Below are 25,039 nucleotides of genomic sequence, written 5' to 3'. Positions count from 1 at the left end.
GTGCCTGGCCAGCCCCTCCGTCCGGTGTGGAAACCGGACGGGCAAGACGGATGAGCAAGGAGACGTCATGACGGTTGCATTGGCAGAACGAAGCACACACGCGGCGCTGGCAACGGCGCGCGAAGCCGCGGCAGCGGCGGGTTTGCCCTACGCGGGCGGGATTTCCCCGCAGGACGCGTGGGCGTTGTTTTCAGCGGGCGAGGCGTTGCTGGTCGACGTGCGCACGGCCGAAGAGCGCAAGTTCGTGGGTTATGTGCCTGACAGTCTGCACGTGGCCTGGGCGACCGGCACGAGCTTGACCCGCAATCCGCGCTTTGCCCGCGAACTCGAAGCGAAGACCGGCAAGGAGGCCGTGGTGCTGCTGCTGTGCCGCAGCGGCAACCGTTCGGCGCTGGCCGCCGAGGCGGCCGCGAAGGCCGGTCTCACGCAGGTCTTCAACGTGCTGGAAGGATTCGAAGGCGAACTGGACGCGCAGCAACAGCGCGGCCGCCAGAACGGCTGGCGTTTCCACGGCTTGCCGTGGCAGCAGGACTAGCTGGTTTCATCATCAGGACGGGGAGCACTGACTGTGGCTGTATTCGACATTGACGATATCGTTCAATCGCTTCAAACAGTGCGCCAAAGCTGGCGCGAAGTGCAAAAGCGCTCCCTCGAACCCGGCGGGCGCGACCTGCCGGCGCGCGAGGCGCTAGCCGGGATCGTCGATACGCTCAAGGGCGTGCTGTTTCCGATGCGCCTTGGGCCGCCCGATCTGCGCCAGGAAAGCGAAAACTTCTATGTGGCGAATGCGCTGGATTCCGCGCTGCATGCGCTGCTTGGCCAGGCGCGTCTCGAGTTGAACTACAAGGCGCGCCATCATGCGCGCGCCGACGAGTTCATCGAGGCGCAGGCGAGTCACGCGGTCCGCCAGTTTGCCGCGCGGCTGCCGGAGATTCGCAGCCTGCTCGACAGCGACGTGCTGGCCGCCTTTCACGGCGATCCCGCGGCGGGCAGCGTCGACGAAGTGCTGCTGTGCTATCCCGGCATTCTCGCGATGATTCATCACCGTCTCGCGCATGAGCTCTACCGGCTCGAATTGCCTCTGCTCGCACGCATCGTCGCCGAACATGCGCATGCCGCGACCGGGATCGACATTCACCCGGGCGCGCAGATCGGCGCTGGGTTCTTTATCGATCACGGCACGGGGGTGGTGATCGGCGAAACCGCCGTGATCGGCCAGCGGGTACGCGTCTATCAGGCCGTGACGCTCGGCGCCAAGCGGTTTCCGCGCAATGCCGCGGGCCATCTGGAGAAGGGGCTTGCGCGCCATCCGATCGTCGAGGACGACGTGGTGATCTATGCGGGCGCAACCATTCTGGGCCGCGTGACGCTCGGGCGCGGCTCGGTGATCGGCGGTAACGTGTGGCTCACCCAGGATGTGGCGCCGGGCAGTCATGTGACGCAGGCCGTCTCGCGTAACGAAGCCACCCAGGGGCAGGCCGCAGCGGCATCGCAGGCGCCGCATGCACCGGCCGCGACGCCGGTCGCGCAACCTCCGCAACTTCCACAAGCCCCGCACGCGCCCCAGCCGCTTCATGCCGCTAACCCCGTAGCGAGTACCGCGTCATGAGCACGCTCGTGAAAAACTTCGGCGCCGCGGTGCGCGAGTTGCGCGAGGCACGCGCCTGGTCGCAGGAACAGCTCGCCGAGCATGCCGGTTTAAACCGGTCCTATGTCGGCGAGATCGAACGCGGCAGTGCGATTGCCTCGATCGTCACGGTCGACAAGCTCGCGCGTGCGCTCAACGAGCCGATCTCCAGTTTGCTGCGCTCGTCGTTCAGCGGCAGCGTCGTTTCTGCGACGCAGACCGCACCGCCTGCGCCTGCGCCCACCCTGTCCAATGTGCTGAAGACGTCCAACTGACGTCTATAGCATGTTGAGCAGGGTCCGGCTCGGTCTTGATAATGACGCTGCGTCATAAGCTTTCCCGTTTTTCATCTATAGAACCCCGGAGCCACACATGTCGACCCTAGCGAGCGGCCATACGGCGCTTAGCGATAACGCCGCACGGCAACTAGCCAATGCCACCAAGACCGTTCCCCAACTTGCGACGATCACGCCGCGCTGGTTGACGCATCTGTTGCAATGGGTGCCGGTCGAAGCGGGTATCTACCGTCTGAACCAGGTCAAGAATCCGGATGCGGTGAAGGTGGCCTGCACGCAGCGCGAAGACGAAACCGTGCTGCCGCGCACCTTCGTGCCCTACGAAGAAGAGCCGCGCGAATATTTCCTGAATGCCGTGAGCACCGTGCTCGACGTGCATACGCGCATCTCCGATCTGTACAGCAGCCCGCACGACCAGATCAAGGAACAGTTGCGCCTGACGATCGAAACGATCAAGGAATTGCAGGAGAGCCAACTGATCAACAATCCGGATTACGGTCTGCTGGCGAACGTCGCCGAAGAACAGCGCGTGTTTCCGCTGACCGGCGCGCCGACGCCCGACGATCTGGATGAGTTGCTGACCCGGGTGTGGAAAGAGCCGGCGTTTTTCCTGACCCATCCGGCCGCGATTGCCGCGTTTGGCCGCGAATGCACGCGTCGTGGCGTGCCGCCGCCCACCATCAGCCTGTTCGGTTCGCAGTTCCTGACGTGGCGCGGCATTCCGCTGGTGCCGTCCGACAAGGTGCCGGTGGCCGACGGCAAGACCAAGATCCTGCTGCTGCGCGTGGGCGACAAGCGCCAGGGCGTAGTCGGCCTGTTCCAGCCGGGCGTCGCGGGCGAACAGGGTCCGGGGCTGTCGGTGCGTTTCATGGGCATCAACAGCCATGCGATCGCCTCCTATCTGATTTCCCTGTACTGCTCGCTGGCGGTGCATTCGCCGGACGCGCTGGCGGTTCTCGATGACGTGGAGATCGGTAAGTACCATGACTATCCAGACACCTACAAGTAATCCGCTGGCAGGAGGCGTGCCGCACGACGTCCCGCAGACGCTGCCGGCCGGCTTGCCCGATCCGGCGACGCTCGCGCGGCTCGCGACGGAATTCTTCGCCGCCTTGCCGGGTGGTGGGGTGTCTTCGGCGGCGCCTGGCGGTAGCCTGACGGATGCGGCGTCGTCGGCCTCGTTCGCTTCGGCCTTGCCGGTGGCCGCGCCTGGGTTGTCGTCGGTCAGCAATCCGGCTCCGCCAGGTTCGCCGCTCGCGGGGCCCGGTGGCTTCGGCACAGGCGTGCCGGGCGCCGCGTTGCCGCAGGGGAAGGTGGCGGGCGCAAATCTGCTGCCGTCGGCGCCGACGCATGTGCTGTCGCTCGGTAATCGTGCGCCTGCGCTCGTGCCGCATGCCGCTGCGCAGAACGGCTTGCCGGATAGTGCGGTGACGATCGCTCCGGCGCTTGAGCCGCGTTTCGGTGGCGCTGCGTTGGGCGTGCCGGAGGGACTGGGCGCGCAACGTCCGTCGGCGGGTGGTGCTTCGGGGGCGCCTGCTGCTGCGTCGCCGTATTACTTTCTTAACGAGCAGGCCGGGACGCCGGGCAACGGCCCCTCGGGTAGCCGGGATATCGTCGTGCCGTCGAGCGACACCGTCACCGCGCAATCGTTCGGGCTGCCAGGCGAAGCGGAGTTGCGCTCGTTGTTGTCGGTACAGCGCTTTCCGTACGATGCGCCGTCGCGAGACGCAGCCACGACGGATCGTAGCGGTGTTTCACGCTACTTCGTCGACGAAGCGCAGGCATCCGCTGGGCCGTCGCGAGCCGCGCACGCTGTGCCGAATGCCGCGGCATCGGCGCACCCGCCGTTCGATGTCAACGCTATCCGGCGCGATTTCCCGATCCTCTCGGAGCGGGTGAACGGCCGTCAACTGGTATGGTTCGACAACGCGGCGACGACGCACAAGCCGCAGTCCGTGATCGACCGCCTGGCGTACTTCTACGCGCACGAGAACTCGAACATCCACCGTGCGGCCCATGCACTGGCGGGGCGTGCGACGGATGCGTATGAGGCGGCGCGCAGCAAGGTGCAGCGTTTTATCGGCGCGGCCTCGCCGGATGAAATCGTCTTCGTGCGCGGCACCACCGAGGCGATCAATCTGATTGCGAAGTCCTGGGGTGTGCAGAACGTCGGCGAAGGCGACGAAATCATCGTCTCGAACCTCGAGCATCACGCGAACATCGTGCCGTGGCAGCAGCTTGCCGCGCAAACCGGTGCGAAACTGCGCGTGATCCCCGTCGACGATTCCGGTCAGGTGCTGCTCGACGAGTATCGCAAGCTGCTCAACGACCGCACCAGGATCGTTTCGGTCACCCAGGTTTCGAATGCGCTCGGCACGGTGGTGCCGGTCAAGGAGATCGTCGAGATGGCGCATCGTGCCGGCGCGAAGGCGCTGGTCGACGGCGCGCAGTCGGTGTCGCACATGCGGGTCGACGTGCAGGCGATCGATGCGGACTTCTTCGTGTTCTCGGGCCACAAGGTGTTCGGGCCGACGGGGATCGGCGTGGTGTACGGCAAGCGCGCGATTCTCGAGGACATGCCGCCCTGGCAGGGCGGCGGCAACATGATTGCCGACGTGACCTTCGAGCGCACCGTGTTCCAGCCGCCGCCGAACCGTTTCGAAGCGGGCACGGGCAACATCGCGGATGCGGTGGGACTGGGTGCGGCGCTCGACTACGTGACGCGCATTGGCATCGAGAACATTGCGCGCTACGAGCACGATCTGCTGGCCTATGCGACGAGCGTGCTGCAACCGGTGCCGGGCGTGCGGCTGATCGGCACGGCGAAGGACAAGGCGAGTGTGTTGTCGTTCGTGCTGAAGGGCTACGAGACGGAAGAGGTCGGGCAGGCGCTGAACGAAGAGGGCATTGCGGTACGCTCAGGGCATCACTGCGCGCAGCCTATCCTGAGGCGTTTCGGCGTCGAGGCAACCGTGCGGCCGTCGCTCGCGTTCTACAACACCTGCGATGAAGTCGATGCGCTGGTGTCGGTGGTGCGGCGTTTGTCGACGCGGCGTTAAGGTGAGCCAGGTTTAGTCGGGGCTTACCGGCATCGCTGCGGAAAACGGCTAGCAGGAGCAGGGCCCTCGCGCATGGACTTTTACGTCCACTGCGCGAGGGCTTTTTTCATTGGGTCGACGTTGCGGCGAGGGCTTCTGAGGGAACCGCGTCGTGGTTGCGATTCTCCGTGGGGAGCGAGGCCGCGGCTGCATCTTGCGAAGCGCGTAATTTCTCGAGCAGGCGCGTACTCAACGCACTCGTCTGGCTGGCGATTTCGGAGATCGTGCCGGGTTCGATGATCGTGCCGCGCAAGGCGGCGCCCAGCACTGACAACTGCGGCGAAACGCTGCCGTTCGCGGCCACCGCAGCCAGCGACGGATCGACCGCGATCCCTAAACCCACCGGTCCCGTTTGCACGAGTCCGCGTGCGAACAGATTGCGCACCAGAGGCTGCTCACTGGCGGCATGCCAGCGATAGTCCGGCCCGGTGCAGTTGACCACGCCCCCGGCGACGAGCGTGCGTACGTCGTCGCCGCCGCGCGGGCGATAGCTCACGCTCACGCGGCCGCCCGGCGCTTCGGCCAGACCGTTGACGCTGGCTGCCTCGATGCTCAAGCGTCCGCTGGCGCGCAGCGCGGCGACCAGCGCTGCGCTGACCGGCGGCGCGCGATGCAGGAACACGTCCCAATGCGGCCGCACGTGACGGAAGAAGCGGCGCCGGTCCGTCAGCGCGGCACTGCGCCACCAGTCGGCCATATATGGCCTGAGCGCGCCCGGCAGCGATTGCCAGTCGCCGCCGTGCGCGACGATGGCCCGTGCCTTGGCGCGCAGTTCACGCACCACGCGTCGCAACGTGCCCGGCGGCCCCTCTCTACCGAACGGCTCGGTCGCCGGCGCGGCGTCGCTCCGTTCGACCGGTGTCAGGCCATGCCGCGCCAACACCCGATAGGTGCCGCGATAGCCGAGCTTTTCGAGCGACACCACGGTATCGATCATGGTCAGGCTCGCGCCCACCAGCACCACCTCTTGTGCATCGACGAGCGCCGCAAGCCGCGTGCGATCCCATGTGTTGGCCACATACCGGCCCGCCTGCGCGAGACTGCCGTCGGCGTCGAAGCGCGGCCGCGACTGGAACACGCCGAGTGCGAGCACCACCTGATCGGCGAGCAGCACGCGGCCGGCGTCGAGCGCGAGCGTGATGCCGCGTCCGGCCACATCGAGGTCTTCGACACGCGCCCGGACATGTTCGAACGTCACGCCCCGCGTGGCCGCGAGCTGGGCGCGCCGCAATTCCTCGTTGACGTAGTCGCCGTAGCGCCAGCGCGGGGCGAAGGCCTGCGCGACGGCTTCGCGCGGCTGGCCGGCAAACTCGGGCTGCGCCGCGAGCCAGTCGACAAAATGGTCCGGCTGCTCGGGGTAGAGCGTAAACATCAGCGCGGGACCGTTGAGCAGGTGGCCGGGCTCCTCGGTCGAATACGCGAGGCCGCGGCCAGCTTGCGCGGCGGGGTCGACGAGGCGGACCGCCAGCGCCTGCCTCGCCTCGCGCAGCAGCTTGATGGCAAGCGTGGTTCCCGATAGCCCACCGCCGACGATGACGATCTGTTGCGGCCCGCCGTGATGAGCGACCATGCTGTTCTCCTGTGAAAGCTGCGGCGGCGTACGCCGGATCGACGGAAATGGTAGTGGCCGGGCATATATGGCAGAAGCGACGAATCGTGATAAGCATTTGCGTAGCGCTGCTTATGGATGCGTTAGCAACGTATTCGACGTTGTAGCGCCACATGGCGGGAGCGTCGCGAACCCTTGTGAGGCGACGCAAAGCATCCGCGTGTCGGCACGACGCTCGCGCATGCAGCAGGTCCACGGCGCGGCAGACGCCTCTGTTCCAGCATCGCTGCAAACGCGATATCGAAAGCGGGAAATCTTGTTTGTGAGCGGCGCGGCGCTTCGCTAGCATGCGGCAGGTAGCCGTGTGGATGCCGCGTCTGAAGGCGTGCGCCCGCATACCGTTCATCTCTGGCCGCGCGTATCCCGCCACGTTTTCGCCCACCGAAACCACGTTGGATAACTCGCGCGCACTGCAGGAATTTCATCACCCGACATGTCCAGCCTGCCCGTATCCGCCATTCCCGAACCCGCCAGCGGCGTGACGCGCCGCCTCGCATTTGCCATCGCCGGCGCGAAGCCGCTCGACGATGCCGCCGCGCTCGCCGCTGCACGCGACGGGGTGCTCGATTTCCTTTCCGCATCTTTCGCAGGCGCCGATGACGCCGGTTATCGCAAGCTGCTTGCCGTGATCGGCGCGGGCAGCCGTGGCGAGGCCGCGGCGATCGGCCACCCCGGTAGCGTGAACGCGCTCGACGCCGCATTGCTCAACGGCTACGCGGGCCACGCGCTCGACTACGACGATGTCCACAGCAGCGTGCGCGGTCATCCGAGTACGGTGGTGTTGCCGGCGCTGCTCGCACTCGCCCAGACGCAGCGCAGTAGCGCGAGCGAATTGCTGGCCGCGTATGTCGTGGGCGTCGAGACCATGGCGCGTCTGGGTCTTGCACTGGGTAGCCGTCACTACGAGCAGGGCTTTCACAACACCGCGACGCTCGGCACGCTGGGGGCCGCTACCGCTGCGTCATTCCTGCTGAAACTGGATGCGGCTGCAATCGAAAACGCACTGGGCCTCGCGGCAACGCAATCGTCGGGGCTACGCCTGCAGTTCGGCAGCGAAGCCAAGCCGCTTCACGCCGGGCAGGCTGCGCGCGCCGGACTGCTGGCCGCGCAACTCGCGGCAGGCGGCCTACAGGGTTCGCCTGCGGCCCTCGATGGCCCGACCGGCTTTTTCGCTGTATTCGGCGCGGGCGCGGCACAACCGGAGCGCGTGCTCGAAGGCTGGGGCGCGCCCTGGCAAATCGTGACACCAGGCCTGTACTTCAAGCCGTGGCCGTGCTGCACGGCCACCCACTACGCCGTGCATGCGGCGCTGACCTTGCGTCAGGCGCATCGGCTGACACCGCACGATATCGATCAGGTAACCGTAACGTTTCCGCCGGGCGGCGATACGCCGCTCGCGAGTCGCGCACCGGCGACCGGACTCGAAGGCCGCTTCAGCGTCGAATACGCGCTGGCCGCCGCTTTGACGGACGGCGCGGCAGGTGTCGCCACCTTCGCCGACGTGCCGGTGCGTGCGGACCTGGCGGCGCTGGCTACACGCGTGTCGCGCGACCACGACGAAACCGCGCCGCGTGCCTCGACCGATCCGGCGACGCGCTTCTCCACCGTCGCCATCACGTTGAAAAACGGCACTGTGCTGAGCCATAAAACCGACCGCCTTCATAGCGCCGACGATCTGCAGGCCAAGTTCGCCGACGCGGTCGAGCATGACGCCGCCTTCGCGACCTTGCCCGCCGTCGTCAGCACGATGGAGAGCGCCGACGATCTCGCCTTAATTTTCCAAGCCTTCGCAAAGATCAAAGCATGAGTACTGTTCAAACGGCTGCAAGCCAAAAAACGCCGCGGCAAATGCGCCTCGGGCTGTTCATCCAGGGCGCGGGGCATCACGTCGCCGGCTGGCGTCATCCCGATGCTCAGGCCGGCAGCGAGAACCTCGCGCTGATGCAGCGGATCACCCAGACCGCCGAGCGCGCGAAGTTCGACATGGTGTTCCTCGCCGATGGCCTCACAAGCGGCCCGGACGCGCATCCGTCGATGGCGATGCGTCTCGAGCCGCTGTGCCTGCTGTCGGCGCTCGCGATGGGCACGCGCCACATCGGCCTCGCCGCCACGGCATCGACGACCTATAGCGAGCCGTATCACGTGGCCCGCGCGTTCGCATCGCTCGATCATCTGAGCCAGGGACGTGCCGCATGGAATGTCGTCACCACCTCGTACGACCGCACCGCCGCGAACTTCACGCGCGGCAATCATCCGGATCACGCCTTGCGCTACGAGATGGCGGGAGAGTTCGTCGATGTCGTCAAAGGCCTGTGGGATAGCTGGGACGACGATGCACTCGTGCGCGACAAGGCAAGCGGCGTCTACTTCGATCCCGCCAAGGTGCATACGCTCGGGCACGAGGGGCGCTTCTTTTCGGTGAAGGGCCCGTTGAACGCGTCGCGGCCGCCGCAGGGGCATCCCGTGGTGATTCAGGCGGGTTCGTCAGGGCCGGGGCAGGATCTGGCCGCACGCACGGCGGAAGTGGTGTTCACCGCGCAGCAGACGCTCGACGAAGCACGCATCTTCTATCGCGACCTCAAAGGCCGGCTGGCGAAGTTCGGCCGTGACGGCGAGCAACTGCATGTGATGCCGGGCGTGTTCCCGGTGATCGGCCGCACCGAGCAGGAAGCGAAGGACAAGTACGCGCAATTGCAGCAGTGGACCGATACGTCGGGTGCCTTGACGCTCCTGTCCGATCGTTTGGGCCATGACGTATCGAAGTTTCCGCTCGACGGCCCCTTGCCGGAACTGCCCGAATCGGAGCAACTGAAAAGCCGTGCGAAGCTGCTTACCGATCTGGCGCGCCGCGAGAACCTGACCTTGCGCGAACTGTATCACCTCGTGGCGGGCGCGCGCGGGCATCGGATCGTGTGGGGCACGCCGACCCAGGTCGCGGATGCGCTGGAGGAATGGTTCGTGGGTGAGGGCGCGGACGGGTTCAACATCATGCCGCCGTACTTTCCGGGCGGTCTGGATGACTTCGTCGAACTGGTGGTGCCGGAGTTGCAGCGGCGCGGTTTGTTCCGCACGGAATATTCGGGCACGACGCTGCGCGACCACCTGGGGCTGCCGCGGCCGGCGAGCCGTTACGTGGAGCGGTAGAGCGCGCTGATGCCAGTGCGCGCCGCGTCCCCTCTGCGCGGCATCGCCTCTTCACCTTCACCTTCAGATAGCAAACTTGCTTAGATCGAGCGGGATCGTCACACGTGCAGCATCGTGTCGCGCATCGTTGCGTTCGTCGTTAGCCGCCGCAAGCGAACGCGTGAGGAATGCCCGCGTACGCGGACTCGCCGGTTCACGGAAGAGACGCGCGGCGGGACCGTGCTCCACGATCACACCCGCCTCGGTGAAATACACCGCGTCGCTGACTTCTTCCGCAAAGCGCATCTCGTGTGTCACCAGCACGCAGGTCATGCCGTCCCTGACGAGATCGCGGATCACGGTTAGCACTTCGCCGACTGTTTCCGGATCGAGCGCCGAGGTCACTTCGTCGAACAGGATCAGATCCGGCTGCATGGCTAACGCCCGTGCAATCGCCACCCGCTGTTGCTGACCACCGGACAGTTCGCCGGGATACGCGTGCGCCTTGTCGGCGAGCCGCACCTTCTTGAGCAGTTCATAGGCCGTACGTGTCGCGCTTTCCTTGTCGCGGCCCAGAATGCGCACGGGCGCCACCACCAGATTGTCCAGCACGCTCAGATGCGGAAACAGATTGTATTGCTGAAACACGAAACCGACCCGCTTGCGCAGTTCGATCTCGTCGCGTTCCGACGTGAGCTGATCGACCCGGGTGCCGTCCACTTCGATGGTGCCGCTCTGCGGTTTGAGCAGGCCCGTGATGCAGCGCAGGATAGTCGACTTGCCGGACCCCGACGGGCCGATGATCGAAACAGCCTGGCCGCGAAAGACGTCGAGGTCGATCCCGTTGAGCACGGCGTTCGCGCCGAACGACAGATGCACGTCGCGCAGGCTCACGAGCGGACGCACGGGGGAGTGGGATGCTAGGAGCGGTTCAACTGAAGGCATAGCGTTTTTCGAGGTGTCGCGTGAAGCGCGCAATCGGGTAGCAGTAGACGAAGAAGAGGCCCAGCACGGTGAAGTAGACGAGGACCGTGAAGTCGGCGCGCGCCACGGTGTTGCTCGCCACCTGCGCGGTATCGAGCAGATCGTGCACGCCGACCAGCGACGCCAGCGCGGTGCCCATCGTGATGCTCGCGTAGAGGTTCATCCACGGCGGCAGCATGCGCTTCACGCACTGCGGCAGGATGATCCAGCGAAACACCTGGGCGCGGCTGAACGCGAGCGAACGTGCGGCATCCCACTGTGCATGCGGAATCGACTGGATCGCGCCGCGAAAAATCTCGGCGACGTTGGCGCTGGCAGGCAAGGCGAGGCCGAGCGTCACCTTGAACCAGTCGGGAAAGGGCAGCACGTGATGACCGATCGGAATTTCGAAGGGAAATACGTACGTCGAAAAGTAGATCAGCACGAGCAGCGGCGCGTTGCGAAACACCTGCACGTAGGTACGTGTCGTCACGCGCACAAGCCGCAACGGCGAGAGCAACAGCGGCCCGAGCGCGAGTCCCGCCAGCGTGCCGATCGCAATCGCCAGCAGGCTGATTTCGATGTTGACCCACAAGGCCTTGCCGAGCGCAGGCGCCCAGGTGATCAGCGCGGCGAGCGTGACGTTGTGCGCGTGGCTGGCTATCTCGCGTTCGAGCAGCGCCAGCACGACGCCCACCGCGATGACGGCGATCACCGTGCCCGGTTGGCGGCGGCGCGCTCGGGCAGCGCCGAAGGAGAGCGGCTCAGTGGCCATAGCCGGGCATCCTCAAACGGTTCTCGAGCCAGCGGCCCGCGCGGTTGACCACGAAGGTCAGCGCGCCGAAGAACAGCAGGATCAGGATCATCAGTTCCAGCACGTTGTCGCGCTGGGTCCAGATCATGATCGATGCATACGTGACGTCGCCCACCGCGATGGCCGAGGCGATGGTGGTCATCTTCACCAGATCGACCATGTTGTTGACGAGCGCCGGCAACGCAAAGCGCACCGCGAGCGGCAATTGCACGCCCCACAGGCGCTGGCGGCGGCTGTAGCCGAGCGATTGCGCGGCTTCGAGCGTGGCGCGCGGCACCGCCTCGATACCGGCGCGCAACGCTTCCGCGTGAAACGCGCCCTTGTGCAGCGCGATCACAATCACGCTCCAGATGAACGGTGTCAACGGGTTGCCGCCCAGTCCGCGCAGCGCCTCGCTAAGCAACATGTTGAGCACGAGGAACGCGCAAAAGAGTTGCACCAGCGTGGGCGTGTTGCGGGTGACCTCGACGAAGATGCGAGCCGGCCGCGCCAGTGTCATGCGCGGCGAAGTCAGCATGGCGGCCAGCAGCACGCCGGCAATCAGGCTGAAAAAAGCGGTGACCACCGAGAGCTCGATGGTCACGAGCATGCCGTGGATGAACGACGCGCGTTCGTCGGCGGCGAGCACGAAGCTGTAATCGAGCCCAAGCTTGTTGAGCGCGGCCACCGCCGTTTCGGGCAGCCCCTGGCTCATGCCGGTTGCGCCTTGAATTTGGCGTGCAGGTCGAGTACCGCTTGCGAAGGCTGCATGCCGTTCTTGCGTTCCGTGTCGATCAGCCAGCCCGAGCGGTGCCAGTCCTCGACCACTTTCTCGAACGCATTCTGCGTATCCGTCTCGCCCTTGCGGACCCAGATCACCGAAGGCGAGGGAATCAGATCGTTCGATACCGGGATCGTGTAGTCCTTCCAGTCCGGATTGCGCGCGACCAGCAGGCGCAGCGTCGGCGCCACGTGCACGGCGGCGACGCAATTATTGCCGCGCAATGCCAGCAGCGATTCGGGCTGGCCGCGGAATGCCTTGACCTGTGCGCCGTATTGTTCGGCGAGCGGCTTCGCGTAGTTGCTGCCTTGCGAGACGCAGACGGCTTTGCCGCGCACGTCGTTCCATGTCTTGATGCCGCTGTCCTTGCGGGTGATCAGGGCGCCGCCGATTTCCTCGAAGGGCGTTGGCGGGTACGCGAGAATCTGCGCGCGTTCCTCGGTCACTTCCATGTTGGCGATCAGCGCGTCGACCTTGCCCTGCTGCAGAAACTGCACGCGATTGGACGGCTGCACCGGGATCATTTCGATGTCGACGCCGAGATGCTTCGCCAGGTTTTCGGCGAGGTCGACGTTAAAGCCGACCGGCTTTTGCGTGGCCGGATCGAGGGAGCCAAACGGCGGCCCCGACAGGATCACGCCGACGACGAGCTTGTGGCGCTCGTGAATGCGATCGAGCGTGCTGTCGGCATGAGCGGTGCTTGCAGCGAAGGCGGTGGCGAGTGCTAGCGCGGCACCTGCGAGCGCGCCGAGCCAGTGGCCTTTGGAACGGTGTTGAAGGGCGTTGCGAGTCAGGCGGATAGACATAAGGGATGGTCGGTCAATCGTGTGGATGGCAGTACGCTCATTTGCGGCTTGCTTGTGCGGGACGTACGCTGGGCATGAGACGCGTTACGCGCGCGAACGGGCAGCGTGATGGGCTATTCTCGGCAAGCGACGCACAATCCAGAACCAACGTTTTTTCATACCGTTATCTGATTCGCGCATTTGTGCAGACGGGGTGGGCGTTGAGACGTGGATATCGCTGTTTTAGCGTCGTTGTCTGGGTGTGGAGCGTGATGCCGACTCCGCGAGGTTCGATGCCGCAGCAGCGAATCCCGCCCCGGTTCACACCTTGGTTCACACCGCTTCGAACGCGTCGAGCCGCTCGAGCACCTGCACGCGCAGATCGGCCAGTACAGGATCGCGCCGGTCCCGCGGCCGCGGACGGGCGACGCGATATTCGCGGTCGATGCGTCCAGGCGCCGCGGCCATCAGCAGCACACGGTCGCTCAGATACAGGGCCTCGTCGAGATCGTGGGTGACGAGCAGGGCGGCCGTGCCGTGCGCGCGTGTCACCGACAGCAGCAGGGCCTGCAAGCGCATGCGCGTCATTGCGTCGACGGCGCTGAACGGTTCGTCGAGCAACAGCAGATCCGGTTGCGAGAAGAGTCCACGGGCGATCGCAACGCGCTGCGCCATGCCGCCGGAGAGAGCCTTGGGCAAGGCATGCTGCTGGCCTGCCAGTCCCACTTCGGCAAGCAGGTGCGCTACGCGCGGATCGCGCCCGCCGTGACGGCCCGCTTCGAAGCCGACGTTATCGGCCACCGTCAACCACGGCAACAGACGCGGCTCCTGGAAGATCACGCCGATCCGCGGTGAAGGCCCGTGTTGCGGCACGCCGTTCACCCGCACTTCGCCGTGATACTGGCGGTCCAGTCCGGCCACGATCCGCAATAGCGTGCTCTTGCCGCAGCCGCTTGGGCCAACCAGACTGACGATCTCGCCAGGCGCGATACGCAACGACAGGTGATCGAGTACGGTGCGGGCCGCGTAGTGCTTGGCCTCGACGCGCACATCGAGCAGCGCCGCTTGAGCGGATGCGCTCATCGTTGCTCCCCTGTGCGCGATTGCTCGCTGAACGCATCGAACGCATCGCGCCAGTTCAGCACGCGGTGTTCGAGCCAGCGCATGGCGCCGTCGCTCAGCTTGCCGAGTACGGCGAGCAGGATGATGGCGCCGAACACCAGATCGGGGCGGCCGGTCTCGCGCCCGTCGCTCAGCATGTAGCCGAGGCCGCGCGTGGCGGCGATCAGTTCCGCCGCGACCATGAACATCCACGCAAGGCTGAGTCCTGTGCGCAGGCCGGTGAAAATCTGCGGCAACGCGGCGGGCAAGAGGATGCGCGCAAACAGTGCAACCGGTTTGAGCCGGTAAATCGCACCCAGTTCGACCAGCTTGCGGTCGACGCCGCGTATCCCGGCCACGACGCTCAAATGCACGGGGAAGAACGCGCCTATCGCGATCAGCGTAATTTTGGGGGCTTCGTCGATGCCCATCCACAGCAGCAGCACGGGCACCCATGCAAGCGAGGGAATCGAACGCAGCGCCTGAAAGCAAGGCTCGAGCAGGGCATCGAGACGGCGGCTCAGGCCCATCGCGGCGCCCAGTGCGAGTGCCAGCGCGGCGCCAATGCCGAAGCCCACTGCCACCCGCAGCGTACTGGCCGCGATATGGCGTCCCAGGCGCGTGGCGCCCATTTGCCAGAGCGTCTGCGCGATGGTGCTGGGTGCGGGTAGCAGATGATCGGGCACGACGTTGGTGCGCACCAGTACTTCGATCAGCGCGAGCAGTGCAACGGGTAGCGCGAGGCCGGCGATATGCCAGCGGCGCAGGGTGCCATGCGGTTGCTGCGCAGAGGTGCCGGCGGCGCCGTCAGCATTGATGTGGGCATGGCGGGCAGCGTGCGCTGCCGCCGCATGCGGCGTGTGATCCGCCGCCGCTTCGCTCACATCGAACGGTAACGACTCGTCAGGAGCAGAGGCCATCGCCGCGCTCACTGGCCTTGTGCCGCCGTCACGACCGGCTGGGCGACCTGCGAATCGACCAGCGCGTCGATCACCTGCGGCAGATCGGTGCCCGGCTTGACCAGTTGCTCCTGCACCAGAATCGGCGCGGCGGCCTTGAGCGCGGCAATCTGCTGCGCGCCCGGCACCGGCTGGCTAAAGTCGTTGCGCTGCAATTGCAGCTTCGCGACAGGCAGCGAGACCTTCGATTCCTCGGCCACGATCTTCGCAGCGTCGTCCGGATGCGCGACGATCCACAGGCGTGCCTTCTCGTAGACCTTCAGCACGCGCGCCACCGTCTCGGGATATTGCTGGAGAAACGCTTCGCGGGCGTTAAGGAATCCGTAGGTATTGAAGTCGACGTTGCGGTACAGGAGGCGGTCGCCGTCGTCGATCTGCGCGGCGGCCATGTGCGGATCGAGACCCGCCCATGCATCCACCTGGCCATTGGCGAGCGCCGTGCGGCCATCCGGATGCTGCAGATTCACGAGTTCGACGTCGTCGCGCGTCAGGCCCACCGTATGCAGCGCCCGCAAGGTGAACAGGAACGGATCGGTGCCCTTGGTGGCGGCGATTTTCTTGCCCTTCAGATCGGCGAGCGTCTTGATGGGCGAATCCTTGCGCACCACCAGCGCGGTCCATTCGGGACGCGAGAAGATATACACGGTTCGGATCGGATTGCCGTTCGCCTTGCCGAGCACCGCGGCGAGGCCCGCGGTCGAACCGATGTCGATTGCGCCGCTGTTCAGATATTCGAGCGCGCGATTGCTGCCGAGACTCAGGACCCACTTGATCTGCGCATGATCGGGCTTGAATTCGTCTTCGAGCCAGCCATAGCGTTTGATCACCAGGCTTTCCGGCGAGTAGTACGCGTAGTCGACGCGGATCTCGGGCGGTGTCGCGGCATGCGCCGCCGCCATCGTTGCAAGGCCCGCCGCCAGCACGGCCAGCCGGCCCAGCGCACGATTGAAGAACCGCTTCATGGTTGGTCTCCCAGGGTCCAGAGATGGGTATGAGTAGACCGGCTAATGTAAAGAAAGACGCTGCGTTCGGTAACTAACGAAAGATCACAAGGAAACCCGTGGCAGCGATATTGCATGCGTGCCGGAGCGGCAGCGGCGTTTGGCGGCGCGATGACGTCGCTCGCGACGTCATCGCGTCTTCGTCATTGCGGCTTTACGAACCGCAACGTCATCCGGTCCGATTCGCCAATCGCGGCAAAGCGCGCCTTGTCGACGCTGCCGCCTTCGTACGTGGGCGGCAGCGACCACACGCCGTGCGGATAGTCCCTGGTGTCGCGCGGGTTGCTGTTGACTTCGCTGCTGCCGGCGAGCTCGAAGCCCGCGGCGCGAGCATGCTCGATCACATAGGCTTCCGTCACATAGCCGCTGTCGATCATCTGCTGCAGCGAGGTGCCCGGCGCCGCGCGATGTTCTTCCACGCCGAGCAGGCCGCCCGGTTTCAGCGCGCGGTAGAACGCCTGCAGGTTCGCATCGAGCTGGCCGTCCTTGATCCAGTTATGGATATTGCGGAACGTGAAGACGCGATCGACATTGCCGTTCGCCGCGAAGCCGCTGAACTGTCCCGCTTGCAGCGTGCCGACCACCACGTTGCCGTAGACGGCCGGTGTCGCCGCGAGCTTGCGGGCGAATGCGGCGTCGCCGGCCTTCTCTTCCGCAGCGGCGGCGGGCGATGGGCTCTCGTATTCGGCCTCGTAGAGCGTGCCGCGATCGTGCAGGTAGGGCGCCAGAATATCCGTGTACCAGCCGCCGCCCGGTGCGATTTCCAGCACGGTTTGCGTCGGCGCGATCTCGAAGAACTGCAGCGTGTCTTGCGGATGGCGATAGACGTCGCGGGCCTTCGCGGCGTCGCTGCGCTGCGGCCCGGCGACGGCGGCGGCAAGCGAGTCCGGGCCGGACGGGGTCGCGGCGCAGGCCGCCAGCAGCAGCGCGGCGCTTAGGCCGGCGAGTGTGTAACGCAGTGTGCGAAAGCGCGGAGTGGAGTGGTGGATCATGGCACCTGGTATGGGTTCGAGTGGGCCGCGGCGAGGCTCGGCCAAAGCGGCGACAGGCCTAACGATAAGCGTTTGCGGCGCGCTTTGCACGCGCCCTGCAGGCGCGGCGGATTCAGCGTATGTTATTTCGCGAGTTCGCTGCGGTTCGTTGTTGGCCTCTGACGGCCGCTAACCAGAAGCCACGCGGGCCCAACGCCCGCGGTGCAGATGAGCTGGCAGAACCCTCTCAAATCCCGCGTCGCCGCCAGGGCGATACGCGGTTGCCGAATCAAGTGGAGATTGCCTTTATGTCGACCCAGCCACGGCAGTTGCGCCTCGGCGCTTTCATGCGCCCCGTGACGATTCACACCGGCGCATGGCGCTATCCGGGCGCCTACCCGGACGCCAACTTCAATTTCGCGCATATGAAGCGCTTCGCGCAGACGCTCGAGCGCGGCCGCTTCGACGCCTTCTTCATGGCCGATCACCTTGCCGTGCTCAACATGCCGGTAGCGTCGTTAAAGCGCAGTCACACGGTCACCTCGTTTGAACCGATGACCTTGCTGCCGGCGCTCGCCGCCGTGACCGAACACCTCGGCCTGATCGCGACGGCGTCCACCACATTCGACGCGCCGTATCACGTCGCGCGCCGTTTCGCCTCGCTCGATCACATTAGCGGCGGCCGCGCAGGCTGGAATCTGGTGACGACCTCGAACCCCGACGCCGCGCTTAACTTCGGTCTCGAAGAACATGTTGAGCATGACGAACGATATCGCCGCGCACGCGAGTTCTTCGATGTGGTCACCGGCCTGTGGGATAGCTGGGCCGACGACGCGCTGATCCGCGACGTCGAGTCCGGCATCTTCTTCGATCCGGACAAGCTGCATGTGCTCGATCACAAGGGCAAATATTATTCGGTGCGCGGGCCGCTCAACATCGCGCGTCCGGTGCAGGGCTGGCCGGTGATCGTGCAGGCGGGGTCGTCCGAAGCGGGCAGGCAGATCGCCGCCGAAACCGCCGAGGCCGTTTTCACTGCGCAGACCACGCTAGAGCAAGGCCAAAGTTTTTACGCCGACGTGAAAGGCCGCATGGAAAAACTCGGGCGCCCGCGCGACCATATGAAGATCTTGCCGGCTGCGTTCGTGGTGGTGGGCGATACGCTCGATGAAGCGCTGGAAAAGCGCGCCCGTCTGGACACGTTCGTGCATTACGACAGCGGTATCGCCTCGCTTTCCATCGCGCTCGGACACGATGTGTCGGGCTTCGACCCGGACGGTCCGCTACCCGAGATCCCGGAGAGCAACGCAAGCCGCACCAGCCGGCAGCGCGTGATCGAGTGGGCGGAGCGCGACAAGCTGACGATTCGCCAACTGGCGCAGCGCATCGGCGGTTACTCGGGACTGGAAATGGTCGGCACGCCCACGATGATCGCCGATCAGATGGAAGCGTGGCTTGTCGGCGAGGGCTCGGATGGCTTCAACGTGATGTTCCCGTATCTGCCGGGCGGCCTCGATGACTTCGTCGACAAGGTGGTGCCCGAGCTGCAGCGCCGAGGGATTTTCCGGCGCGAGTATGAAGGCGCGACGCTGCGCGAAAACCTGGGCCTGCCGCGCCCGGAGAACCGATTTTTTCGCGCATGAGCGCAGCGTCGTGGATGGCGCCCCTGAAACGGAGATGAAACGTCAGCCGCGAGGTGTCTCGTAACGGAAGCCGGTTGCCGGTCGAAGTCTTTGCAACCAGTCGGCGTCGCGCCGCGTATAGGCTTTGAGAGCAACGCCGTCATGCTCGGCAAGAGCGGCTTTGCTCGTCTATGCTGGTAAATCAGGATCCGGCCGATTTCCGGTCGGCTAAAGGTGCAGATCGTGCGTGACCGCACTCACTTTGTCGGAGGCAACATGAAGGGAACATCGAAACTATGGCAAGCCGTCCTGTGTGCAGCAACGCTCGCGGTTGCCGCTCACGCGGGGGCGCAGGGTCTCTCCCCGCAGGACGATGTGAATGCGCCGCAAAACGGCAAGCAGTTGATGCCGAATGCCGCGCTCGGTAGTGAATACCCGTCGCACGGCAACCAGCAGGCGGGGGAAATGAACCTCAACCCAACCGATCCGCGCGCGCAGCTTGTCAACGGATTGCCGAACAATGAAGAGGCGGGTGGCTATGGTTCGCCGCTCGCGGGAGTGCGTACTGCTGTGCAACCGGCCCCGTCGAACTGATCGAAGCCGCGCGCCTGTCGGTCAGCGCGGTCGCGCACGTCTTCATGCAGGCAAGCCGGCCAGACATCGCCGAGACTCGCTTCTTCGCGCGCTGCGATCGGATACATTGTTTCGTCGGGCAGCGTCGCTGGGCGTTGGCCCGGCTCAAATCCCGAACAGGACGCGCAGCGTCTCGTTTTGCACGATCACCGAGACGCCGATCACGAGCAGGATGAACGGCAGCAGCGCCGTGCCGTAGCGACGGATCGGCGCGCCCAGCAGGGGATGGTTGACCAGCCAGATAGCGCCGGCGCACCAGATACCGATCATCGCGACGAACACGAGCGACACCCACACGCCGTCGACTCGCGAGTGCGCCGCGTAAATCGGCACATAGACGGCGATATTGTCCGAACCGTTGGCGATGGCGACGCCGGCCACGGTCCACCACGACGAGCCCGGCTGCACGGGCTGCGCGGCTTCGGCCGTGTCGCCCCCGGATGCGCGGCGCGGACCGAAGCGCGCCCATGCTTTTGCGAGGCCCACTGCGATCGGCAGCACGCCCAGCACGCCGACGTACCCGTGCGGAAGACTGCGCAGCATCTCGGCGAGGCCGATCGCGATGGCGATCAGCGCCAGCGAGCCCGCGTACTGGCCGGCGATCACGCGCCGTTTCGAGCCGTGCGCCTCGGCGACGAAGGCGAGCAGCACAAACAGGTTGTCGATGTTGGTGGCGGCGAAGGCGCCGATGGCGAGGGCGACGAGGCTGAGCATGCGGGCGGATGGGGGCGGGAATGGTGTGACGGGACGGGCGAGCCGCCATTCTGCCAGCAGCCGGCGGGTTTGCGCGTGCGGGTGCGGCGGTGCGCGCGTCCTGGCCCTTACGCTACAATGCCGACAGCCTGAAAAACGGAATATCAATGAAGATCCGCACTCTATGTCTCGCATGCGTCACGACCGCCGCCGTCCTGCTGGTGGGCTGCACGGCCGTCTACAAGAACCCTGACGCGTGTGAACAGATGATGCGCAGCAAGCTGGCTGACGTGTCGCCTGAGCAGTTGCCCGAGGCGAAGACCAGCAAGCTGTCCGTCGATCACCGCGGCACCGCCATCGACGGCACGCGGGTCGTGGTCGAAGCTTCGCTGTCGCGGATGCAGACCGCTGCGGAAGCGGCCGCCTCGGCCGTCAAGGCGGCGTCGGCGCCGGCGGCGGCTTCCGCTCCGGCCGCTGCGTCCGCCACGGTGGCCGCGGCTGCGTCGGGCGCTTCCGCGACGGTGGCAAATGTGAAACCTGCCAAACCCAAGAAGCTGGTGAAGGCCGTCGCCGTCGAATGCACGTTCACCGGTCTGAACCTGGCGTCGTTCCGTTGGCTGGCGCCGAAGGAACTCGTGCAGACCGACGACACCGCTGCCAGCGAAAGCGCGGAATAACTTCCTTGCCTTGTTTTACCGCGCCCCGCCGCGCCTGGCGGCGGTTGCGCCGAATGCCCAGGGGCGCTCGCCCCTGAATCTCAAGCGCTGGTGAGATCGAGCGCCGCTTGCGCGTGACGCTCCCCGGTGTCGCGCACGAGTCGCAAGACGCGCTCGCCGAACGCCTCTGGATGTCCCTCGAAGAACCGCTCGACCGCCCTGGTTTCGATCAACTGGCGGCGCAGCGCCTCGCGTTCGTCGTGCTGGGTGATCATGCGCACGGCAGCTTCGATATAGCTTTCGACTGTATCGGCCGTGGTCCAGGCGGGCATGCCGGCGCGCGTGAACAGCGCGCCGTCGATATGCTCGAAGACTTCCGGACCCGTCTTGCAGACGCCCGGCAAGCCGAGCGTGAAGGCGTCCACGATCCCATTGGTGTTGCCGAACGGGAACGGACTCAGAAACAGGTCCGAGTCGTCGACACGCGCCAGATAGGCGCTGTACTGATGAAAGCCATGCGTCACGGCGCCCGGAACGGCCTCGCCGATGACGCGCTGCATGTGCCTGAGCGGCAAGCCGTTGTTGTTGCCGGTCATGAAATGGAACTGCACGGGCAGGCCCGCGCGCGCCTGAATCTGACGGCAGGCGTCGAGGAAGGCGGGGTTGAGCTTCATCGGGCTGGCCGTGACGATGATCTGGATCGTCTCGCGCCGCGCCGGCACGCGTGGGGCGACGTCCGGCAGCGCACGCGAGGCGCGATACGGCTGGCCGTTTTTGGGCAGCGCGAGCAGGCGCTCGCTGAAACAGGCCGGATCGCCGATGTAGTCTTCCTCGACGCTGATGTAGTCGATCTTGTCGGAATGGGTCGTGGCCGGATGGCCGAGCGCGGCGATCTGCAGCGGCGCGATGCGCAGGTTCGACAGGAACACGGTCAGCACGAACATACCGACGCTCGGCATATACAGCACGTCCGGCCGCTCGGCTTCAGCGAAATCGCGGAGGGTCTTCAGGCACTCGCCGATATATTCGGGCCGCTCGAGTTCGATAAAGCGGTCGAACACCGCGCGTCCGGCCTCGTCGATCGCGTAGCCGAAGCCGAACCCTACCACCTCGAAATGCTCGCGCGCAGCCTCGATCGTCCTTGAGTGCGTGCGATAGATCGAATGGGCGCCGTTGAACCATTCCGTTACCACGACCATCAACGGCTTTTTGCGGCGCCTTCCGCGCTCGCCGGCCGGCGCCGCTGTGGGCGCGGGCAGGTCGGTCAGGCCCAGTTGCTTCAGCTTGCGGCGCACGAGGACGTTGATATCCCGCTTGATGGCGTGACGCGCGGGCGTGTCGGCGTAGCTGCAGAACATATAGGCGTTGTGCAGGACAGCCGAGGGCAGGTCGTCCAGATCGTCGATCTGCTGCAGCTTGCCCGGCAGCCATTGCAGCAATGCTTCGCGCTTGCCGTGCGCGCTGGCGGAACCATGGAAGAGCGGCGCCATCAGGACGAGCGCGAGGCAGGCCGCGAGGGTTTTGTCGTGCGCCCACAGGGCGGCGAAATCGAGCTCCTGTTCGGACTCGCTCGAATAGAGCGCGCACAGCTTTTCGACAAAGCGGTCGCCGGGCAGGAACGCCGGGTTGGCCGGACCGCGCGGATTCAGATGGCGGGTGACGGGGTCGGCGTTGCCGAGCGCCGTGGCCGAAAACAGCACGCCGATCCACTCGTGCAGCGTCAGCATCAACCGGAAGCATTCGGTAGACGGACGAAACGCCGGGTCGGCGAACAAGCTCGAGACCGCACACGCGAGGCGCGTGCAAAAGCGTTCGTGTTGCTCGTCCGGCGGCAGGTCGATCATGCCCGACGCGCGAAAATCGCCATCCAGTTCGCCGCGTTTGCCGTGCAGGAGCACCAGAAACGCGATGAACTGGCTTGCGGCTTGATCGTAGGCGCGGGTGTAGACGAGCTGCTCGAACTCGTCGAGCGAAAAGGTGAAGGCCATGATGTCGATTCTTTAAAGATAGGCAGGACTAACTATATTGAGATGGCGTCGGCCCAGAATCGAATTATTACAGCCGGTTCGTATCAAATATGCCTGGCCCGGGAATTTGGGAAATTTCTGTGTAGGGGCGTCGGATGAGGTTTGTGGGACTCTGTGAGGGTGAGGTGAAGGGGCGTGGAGATTCCTGGTCAGAGTCTGCCGTCGGACCTTGACCAGGAATCAGCCTCCCGCCGCCGCGCGCCCAGGGCCGATAAACCCGCCGGGTGTTCAGAACGCGTAGTACGGACCGGCGCCCGCCGAGGTCAGGCGCGCTTCGATCGCGGTGTAGATGCGGCGTCCGTAGAAGAACGGCAGGCCCCAGCCGAAACTGTTGCTGGTGATGCCGGCAAGGTTGTTGAAGGCGTTATTCGCGCTGTTGAACAGCGTTCGCGAATTGCCGATGGAATACGCCACGGTCGAGCTGGTGCCGTCCGTGCCCGCGATGCTGGCGGTCGCCGAGAGCGGTGTGGTGGGGCAGTACCACAGTCCGCATTGCGGCAGCGCGGCGTTGGCGATGAAGAGCGCATTCGAGCCGCTGTCCAGGTAGCTTTGCGAGTAGGTTTGCCCGCCGCTGACCGTCGTCACATAGCCGCTCTGCGAATTCGCCCGCAGCACCGTCGCGCCGCCGAGCACGTTGTTGGCCTGCGTGCCGATGCCGAAGATCAGCGAGCCCTCGACCGACGGCGCGCCGCTATCGGCGATGGCGGGCAGGTCGATGACTACGCCGTTGTTGTCGAGCGCGAATGCGCTGACCGGATTCGCGACCTGCTGGGCGAGCGGCTGGATGCTGGACTGGCAGGCGCCGCTCGCCGGGCAACTGTAGTACCAGCGCGGCAGGGCGGAATTGGCGCAGGCGCTGCCGCAATCCGCCGCGAACAGGCCGACACCCAGGATACCGTTGCTGCGCAAGCCTGCGGTGGTCTGCATGGCGCGGCCCGAGGCGGCGCAGTCGGACGGCACGCTGGGCACGGTGGGGTCGGCGATCAACTGGATCGGCAGCGAGGCGGCGAGCTGGCCGGCCATCCGCACGTCCGCGCTACGCACCGCCCCCCACGTGTAGCCGCCGCCGAACACCGCGCATTCGCCGGCCGCGCCGCCGCCCGACGGCAGCGCCGGCAACTGCAGGGCGGCCGGCAGCGCCGAGGCGAGAATGCGCAGCCCCTGCGAGCCGGTATCGACCTGAATGTCGTCGATGGTCGCGCAGTTGCTGGTGCCGGGCTCGCAGACCGTGACGCTGGTGGTCAGTATGTTGCGCGTGAGACCGGGGGCTGCGGCCACGGCGACCGGCTGGATGTTCGGCGTGCTGGACTGGGGAATCGCCGCGGGACTGCTGGGCAGGCTGGCGGCAAGCGGCGCGCTTGCCGCACCGGAGGAGGAGGCCGGCGCGGCGGCTGCGCCGGTGGTGTTGGCGGTAGCGCTGCTTCCGCCCCCACCGCCGCAGGCGGCGAGGAAGCTGCCAAGCACGCTGGACAGCACGAGCAGGGACACGATGCGGGTCGGCATGAGGGGGCTCCTTCAGGGTAGATCGGCCGGTGTGACGCCGGCGGGCAGGGCGCCCGGCAGCCAGGCGCGGCCCACGTAGCTGCGCATCTGGCCGCCGGACTCCACGACCAGGTCGGGCTGCGCGACGCGCGATGCGTGCAGGTCCTGGTTCTCGCCGGCGGCGAACCCCGCGGCCGCGCCGGCCCGGTAGGAGGCGTCGTAGGCGCCGAGCAGCGCCGGCAGGTCGGGCACCGTCGGCCCCTGCCAGGTGTAGGCGAAGATCTGGCCGGTGCTGGAGGCGTATTCGTTGACCGTCGTGCCGCCGGCGTCGACGTGCGTGCGCCTTTGCACCGCGCCGTTCAGCAGGGCGACCGGCGCGCCGCCCGGGCCCCCTGGCGCGGCGGCCATGGCGTCGCCAAGGGCCGCCTGGGCGTCTGTCATGGGAAGTAATACAGCCAGTGCCGCCGACAATGCGACACCGCCACAAATAGGGATAGTGATCATCCTCGATACCCGCATGGCCGGCCTCCCTTCATTGTTTTCAAGATGTTCAATTCAAGATAACACTGAGGTTTCCTGATCAATGCGGGCAGGACTGAACGGGCTGCTCCGTGATCTCAAAAATGGCAGTTATGAAAGCTGGGAATAGCTCGATAAAACAAGGGGATAGCGCGTCTGTCAGGACACTCTGACGTCGCTGTGGGGAATGTTGTGAACTGTTAAATCCAGCGGGCGCGACGGGTCAGAAAAGCATTCGCGGCGGCGAATTTTCTGTCGGATTCGAAGCGCTTTCGACGCACGTTTCCCGCACCTGGCGAAGCC

Annotated in this window: 23 protein-coding genes; 10 read left to right on the top strand and 13 right to left on the bottom strand. The window is 65.7% G+C overall.

The features are described from left to right. The first annotated feature begins 67 nt into the window (after positions 1-67). The 5 genes from BUS12_RS24665 to BUS12_RS24645 all read left to right on the top strand — a co-directional run bounded on the left by BUS12_RS24665 (position 68) and on the right by BUS12_RS24645 (position 4,982). Positions 68-535, top strand: a complete 468-nt coding sequence (locus BUS12_RS24665) for a rhodanese-like domain-containing protein (RefSeq protein WP_074300066.1) — start codon at positions 68-70, stop codon at positions 533-535. A gap of 33 nt (positions 536-568) precedes the next feature. Further along, on the top strand, positions 569-1,609 hold the full coding sequence (gene epsC / locus BUS12_RS24660; protein WP_083640602.1) for a serine O-acetyltransferase EpsC: 1,041 nt from the start codon (positions 569-571) through the stop codon (positions 1,607-1,609). Next, positions 1,606-1,902 (top strand): helix-turn-helix domain-containing protein, encoded by a 297-nt coding sequence (locus tag BUS12_RS24655; RefSeq protein WP_074300065.1) that lies wholly within the window; start codon positions 1,606-1,608, stop codon positions 1,900-1,902. The genes epsC and BUS12_RS24655 overlap by 4 nt, the downstream gene beginning before the upstream one ends. A gap of 97 nt (positions 1,903-1,999) precedes the next feature. After that, positions 2,000-2,932 carry a family 2A encapsulin nanocompartment shell protein gene (locus tag BUS12_RS24650; protein ID WP_074300064.1) on the top strand — a complete coding sequence of 311 codons (933 nt, stop codon included), beginning with the start codon at positions 2,000-2,002 and terminating at the stop codon, positions 2,930-2,932. After that, positions 2,907-4,982, top strand: coding sequence for a family 2A encapsulin nanocompartment cargo protein cysteine desulfurase (locus BUS12_RS24645; RefSeq protein ID WP_074300063.1), 2,076 nt, complete (start codon positions 2,907-2,909; stop codon positions 4,980-4,982). The genes BUS12_RS24650 and BUS12_RS24645 overlap by 26 nt, the downstream gene beginning before the upstream one ends. 106 nt (positions 4,983-5,088) lie before the next feature. Here the strand turns inward: BUS12_RS24645 and BUS12_RS24640 are convergent, their stop codons facing one another. Then, entirely contained in the window at positions 5,089-6,591 is a 1,503-nt protein-coding gene (locus tag BUS12_RS24640; RefSeq protein WP_074300062.1) for an FAD/NAD(P)-binding protein, read from the bottom strand. 472 nt (positions 6,592-7,063) lie between these two features. Here BUS12_RS24640 and BUS12_RS24635 point away from each other — a divergent pair, with 472 nt between their 5' ends. Together BUS12_RS24635 and BUS12_RS24630 are read left to right on the top strand one after the other, a co-directional pair. Then, on the top strand, positions 7,064-8,437 hold the full coding sequence (locus BUS12_RS24635; protein ID WP_074300061.1) for an MmgE/PrpD family protein: 1,374 nt from the start codon (positions 7,064-7,066) through the stop codon (positions 8,435-8,437). Continuing rightward, the gene (locus tag BUS12_RS24630; RefSeq protein ID WP_074300060.1) at positions 8,434-9,774 is read left to right on the top strand and encodes an LLM class flavin-dependent oxidoreductase; all 1,341 of its coding nucleotides are present in this window, start codon (positions 8,434-8,436) and stop codon (positions 9,772-9,774) included. The genes BUS12_RS24635 and BUS12_RS24630 overlap by 4 nt, the downstream gene beginning before the upstream one ends. Before the next feature lie 63 nt (positions 9,775-9,837). Here BUS12_RS24630 and BUS12_RS24625 read toward each other — a convergent pair whose 3' ends face one another. The 8 genes from BUS12_RS24625 to BUS12_RS24590 all read right to left on the bottom strand — a co-directional run bounded on the left by BUS12_RS24625 (position 9,838) and on the right by BUS12_RS24590 (position 17,128). Next, a complete protein-coding gene (locus tag BUS12_RS24625) occupies positions 9,838-10,698 on the bottom strand; it encodes an amino acid ABC transporter ATP-binding protein (RefSeq protein ID WP_074300059.1) in 861 nt (286 codons plus the stop codon). Beyond that, complete coding sequence (locus BUS12_RS24620) at positions 10,685-11,491, bottom strand: amino acid ABC transporter permease (protein ID WP_074300058.1); 807 nt, start codon at positions 11,489-11,491, stop codon at positions 10,685-10,687. Before BUS12_RS24620 ends, BUS12_RS24625 begins: the two co-directional genes overlap by 14 nt. After that, positions 11,481-12,224: an amino acid ABC transporter permease gene (locus BUS12_RS24615; protein WP_074300057.1), complete on the bottom strand. Its 744-nt coding sequence runs from the start codon at positions 12,222-12,224 to the stop codon at positions 11,481-11,483. The genes BUS12_RS24620 and BUS12_RS24615 overlap by 11 nt, the downstream gene beginning before the upstream one ends. Further along, complete coding sequence (locus BUS12_RS24610) at positions 12,221-13,096, bottom strand: transporter substrate-binding domain-containing protein (protein ID WP_074300056.1); 876 nt, start codon at positions 13,094-13,096, stop codon at positions 12,221-12,223. Before BUS12_RS24610 ends, BUS12_RS24615 begins: the two co-directional genes overlap by 4 nt. 312 nt (positions 13,097-13,408) lie before the next feature. Further along, the gene (locus BUS12_RS24605) at positions 13,409-14,158 is read right to left on the bottom strand and encodes an ABC transporter ATP-binding protein (RefSeq protein ID WP_074300055.1); all 750 of its coding nucleotides are present in this window, start codon (positions 14,156-14,158) and stop codon (positions 13,409-13,411) included. Further along, positions 14,155-15,096 (bottom strand): ABC transporter permease, encoded by a 942-nt coding sequence (locus BUS12_RS24600; protein ID WP_083640601.1) that lies wholly within the window; start codon positions 15,094-15,096, stop codon positions 14,155-14,157. The genes BUS12_RS24605 and BUS12_RS24600 overlap by 4 nt, the downstream gene beginning before the upstream one ends. Before the next feature lie 8 nt (positions 15,097-15,104). Next, positions 15,105-16,097: an aliphatic sulfonate ABC transporter substrate-binding protein gene (locus BUS12_RS24595; RefSeq protein ID WP_143788449.1), complete on the bottom strand. Its 993-nt coding sequence runs from the start codon at positions 16,095-16,097 to the stop codon at positions 15,105-15,107. 182 nt (positions 16,098-16,279) lie between these two features. Beyond that, complete coding sequence (locus BUS12_RS24590) at positions 16,280-17,128, bottom strand: class I SAM-dependent methyltransferase (protein WP_074300054.1); 849 nt, start codon at positions 17,126-17,128, stop codon at positions 16,280-16,282. A 287-nt stretch (positions 17,129-17,415) separates the two neighbouring features. On the opposite strand from BUS12_RS24590, the gene BUS12_RS24585 reads away from it, so the two are divergent. After that, on the top strand, positions 17,416-18,747 hold the full coding sequence (locus tag BUS12_RS24585) for an LLM class flavin-dependent oxidoreductase (RefSeq protein ID WP_074300053.1): 1,332 nt from the start codon (positions 17,416-17,418) through the stop codon (positions 18,745-18,747). A gap of 255 nt (positions 18,748-19,002) precedes the next feature. Next, complete coding sequence (locus tag BUS12_RS24580; RefSeq protein ID WP_143788448.1) at positions 19,003-19,320, top strand: hypothetical protein; 318 nt, start codon at positions 19,003-19,005, stop codon at positions 19,318-19,320. Between the two features lie 144 nt (positions 19,321-19,464). Here BUS12_RS24580 and BUS12_RS24575 read toward each other — a convergent pair whose 3' ends face one another. Beyond that, complete coding sequence (locus tag BUS12_RS24575; protein WP_074300052.1) at positions 19,465-20,073, bottom strand: cadmium resistance transporter; 609 nt, start codon at positions 20,071-20,073, stop codon at positions 19,465-19,467. A gap of 146 nt (positions 20,074-20,219) precedes the next feature. Between BUS12_RS24575 and BUS12_RS24570 the strand changes: the two genes are divergently transcribed. Then, entirely contained in the window at positions 20,220-20,729 is a 510-nt protein-coding gene (locus tag BUS12_RS24570) for a hypothetical protein (RefSeq protein WP_074300051.1), read from the top strand. An 80-nt stretch (positions 20,730-20,809) separates the two neighbouring features. Here BUS12_RS24570 and BUS12_RS24565 read toward each other — a convergent pair whose 3' ends face one another. From BUS12_RS24565 to BUS12_RS24555, 3 genes are all read right to left on the bottom strand, one after another. Beyond that, the gene (locus BUS12_RS24565; RefSeq protein WP_074300050.1) at positions 20,810-22,696 is read right to left on the bottom strand and encodes a glycosyl transferase family 1; all 1,887 of its coding nucleotides are present in this window, start codon (positions 22,694-22,696) and stop codon (positions 20,810-20,812) included. A 267-nt stretch (positions 22,697-22,963) separates the two neighbouring features. Then, entirely contained in the window at positions 22,964-24,238 is a 1,275-nt protein-coding gene (locus BUS12_RS24560) for a DUF3443 domain-containing protein (RefSeq protein WP_074300049.1), read from the bottom strand. Between the two features lie 12 nt (positions 24,239-24,250). Then, positions 24,251-24,658, bottom strand: a complete 408-nt coding sequence (locus tag BUS12_RS24555) for a DUF2844 domain-containing protein (protein ID WP_290439578.1) — start codon at positions 24,656-24,658, stop codon at positions 24,251-24,253. Positions 24,659-25,039 lie beyond the last annotated feature (381 nt).

Source organism: Paraburkholderia phenazinium (genome assembly GCF_900142845.1).
GTDB lineage: Bacteria > Pseudomonadota > Gammaproteobacteria > Burkholderiales > Burkholderiaceae > Paraburkholderia > Paraburkholderia phenazinium_A.
This window is presented reverse-complemented; position numbering and strand designations above follow the sequence as displayed.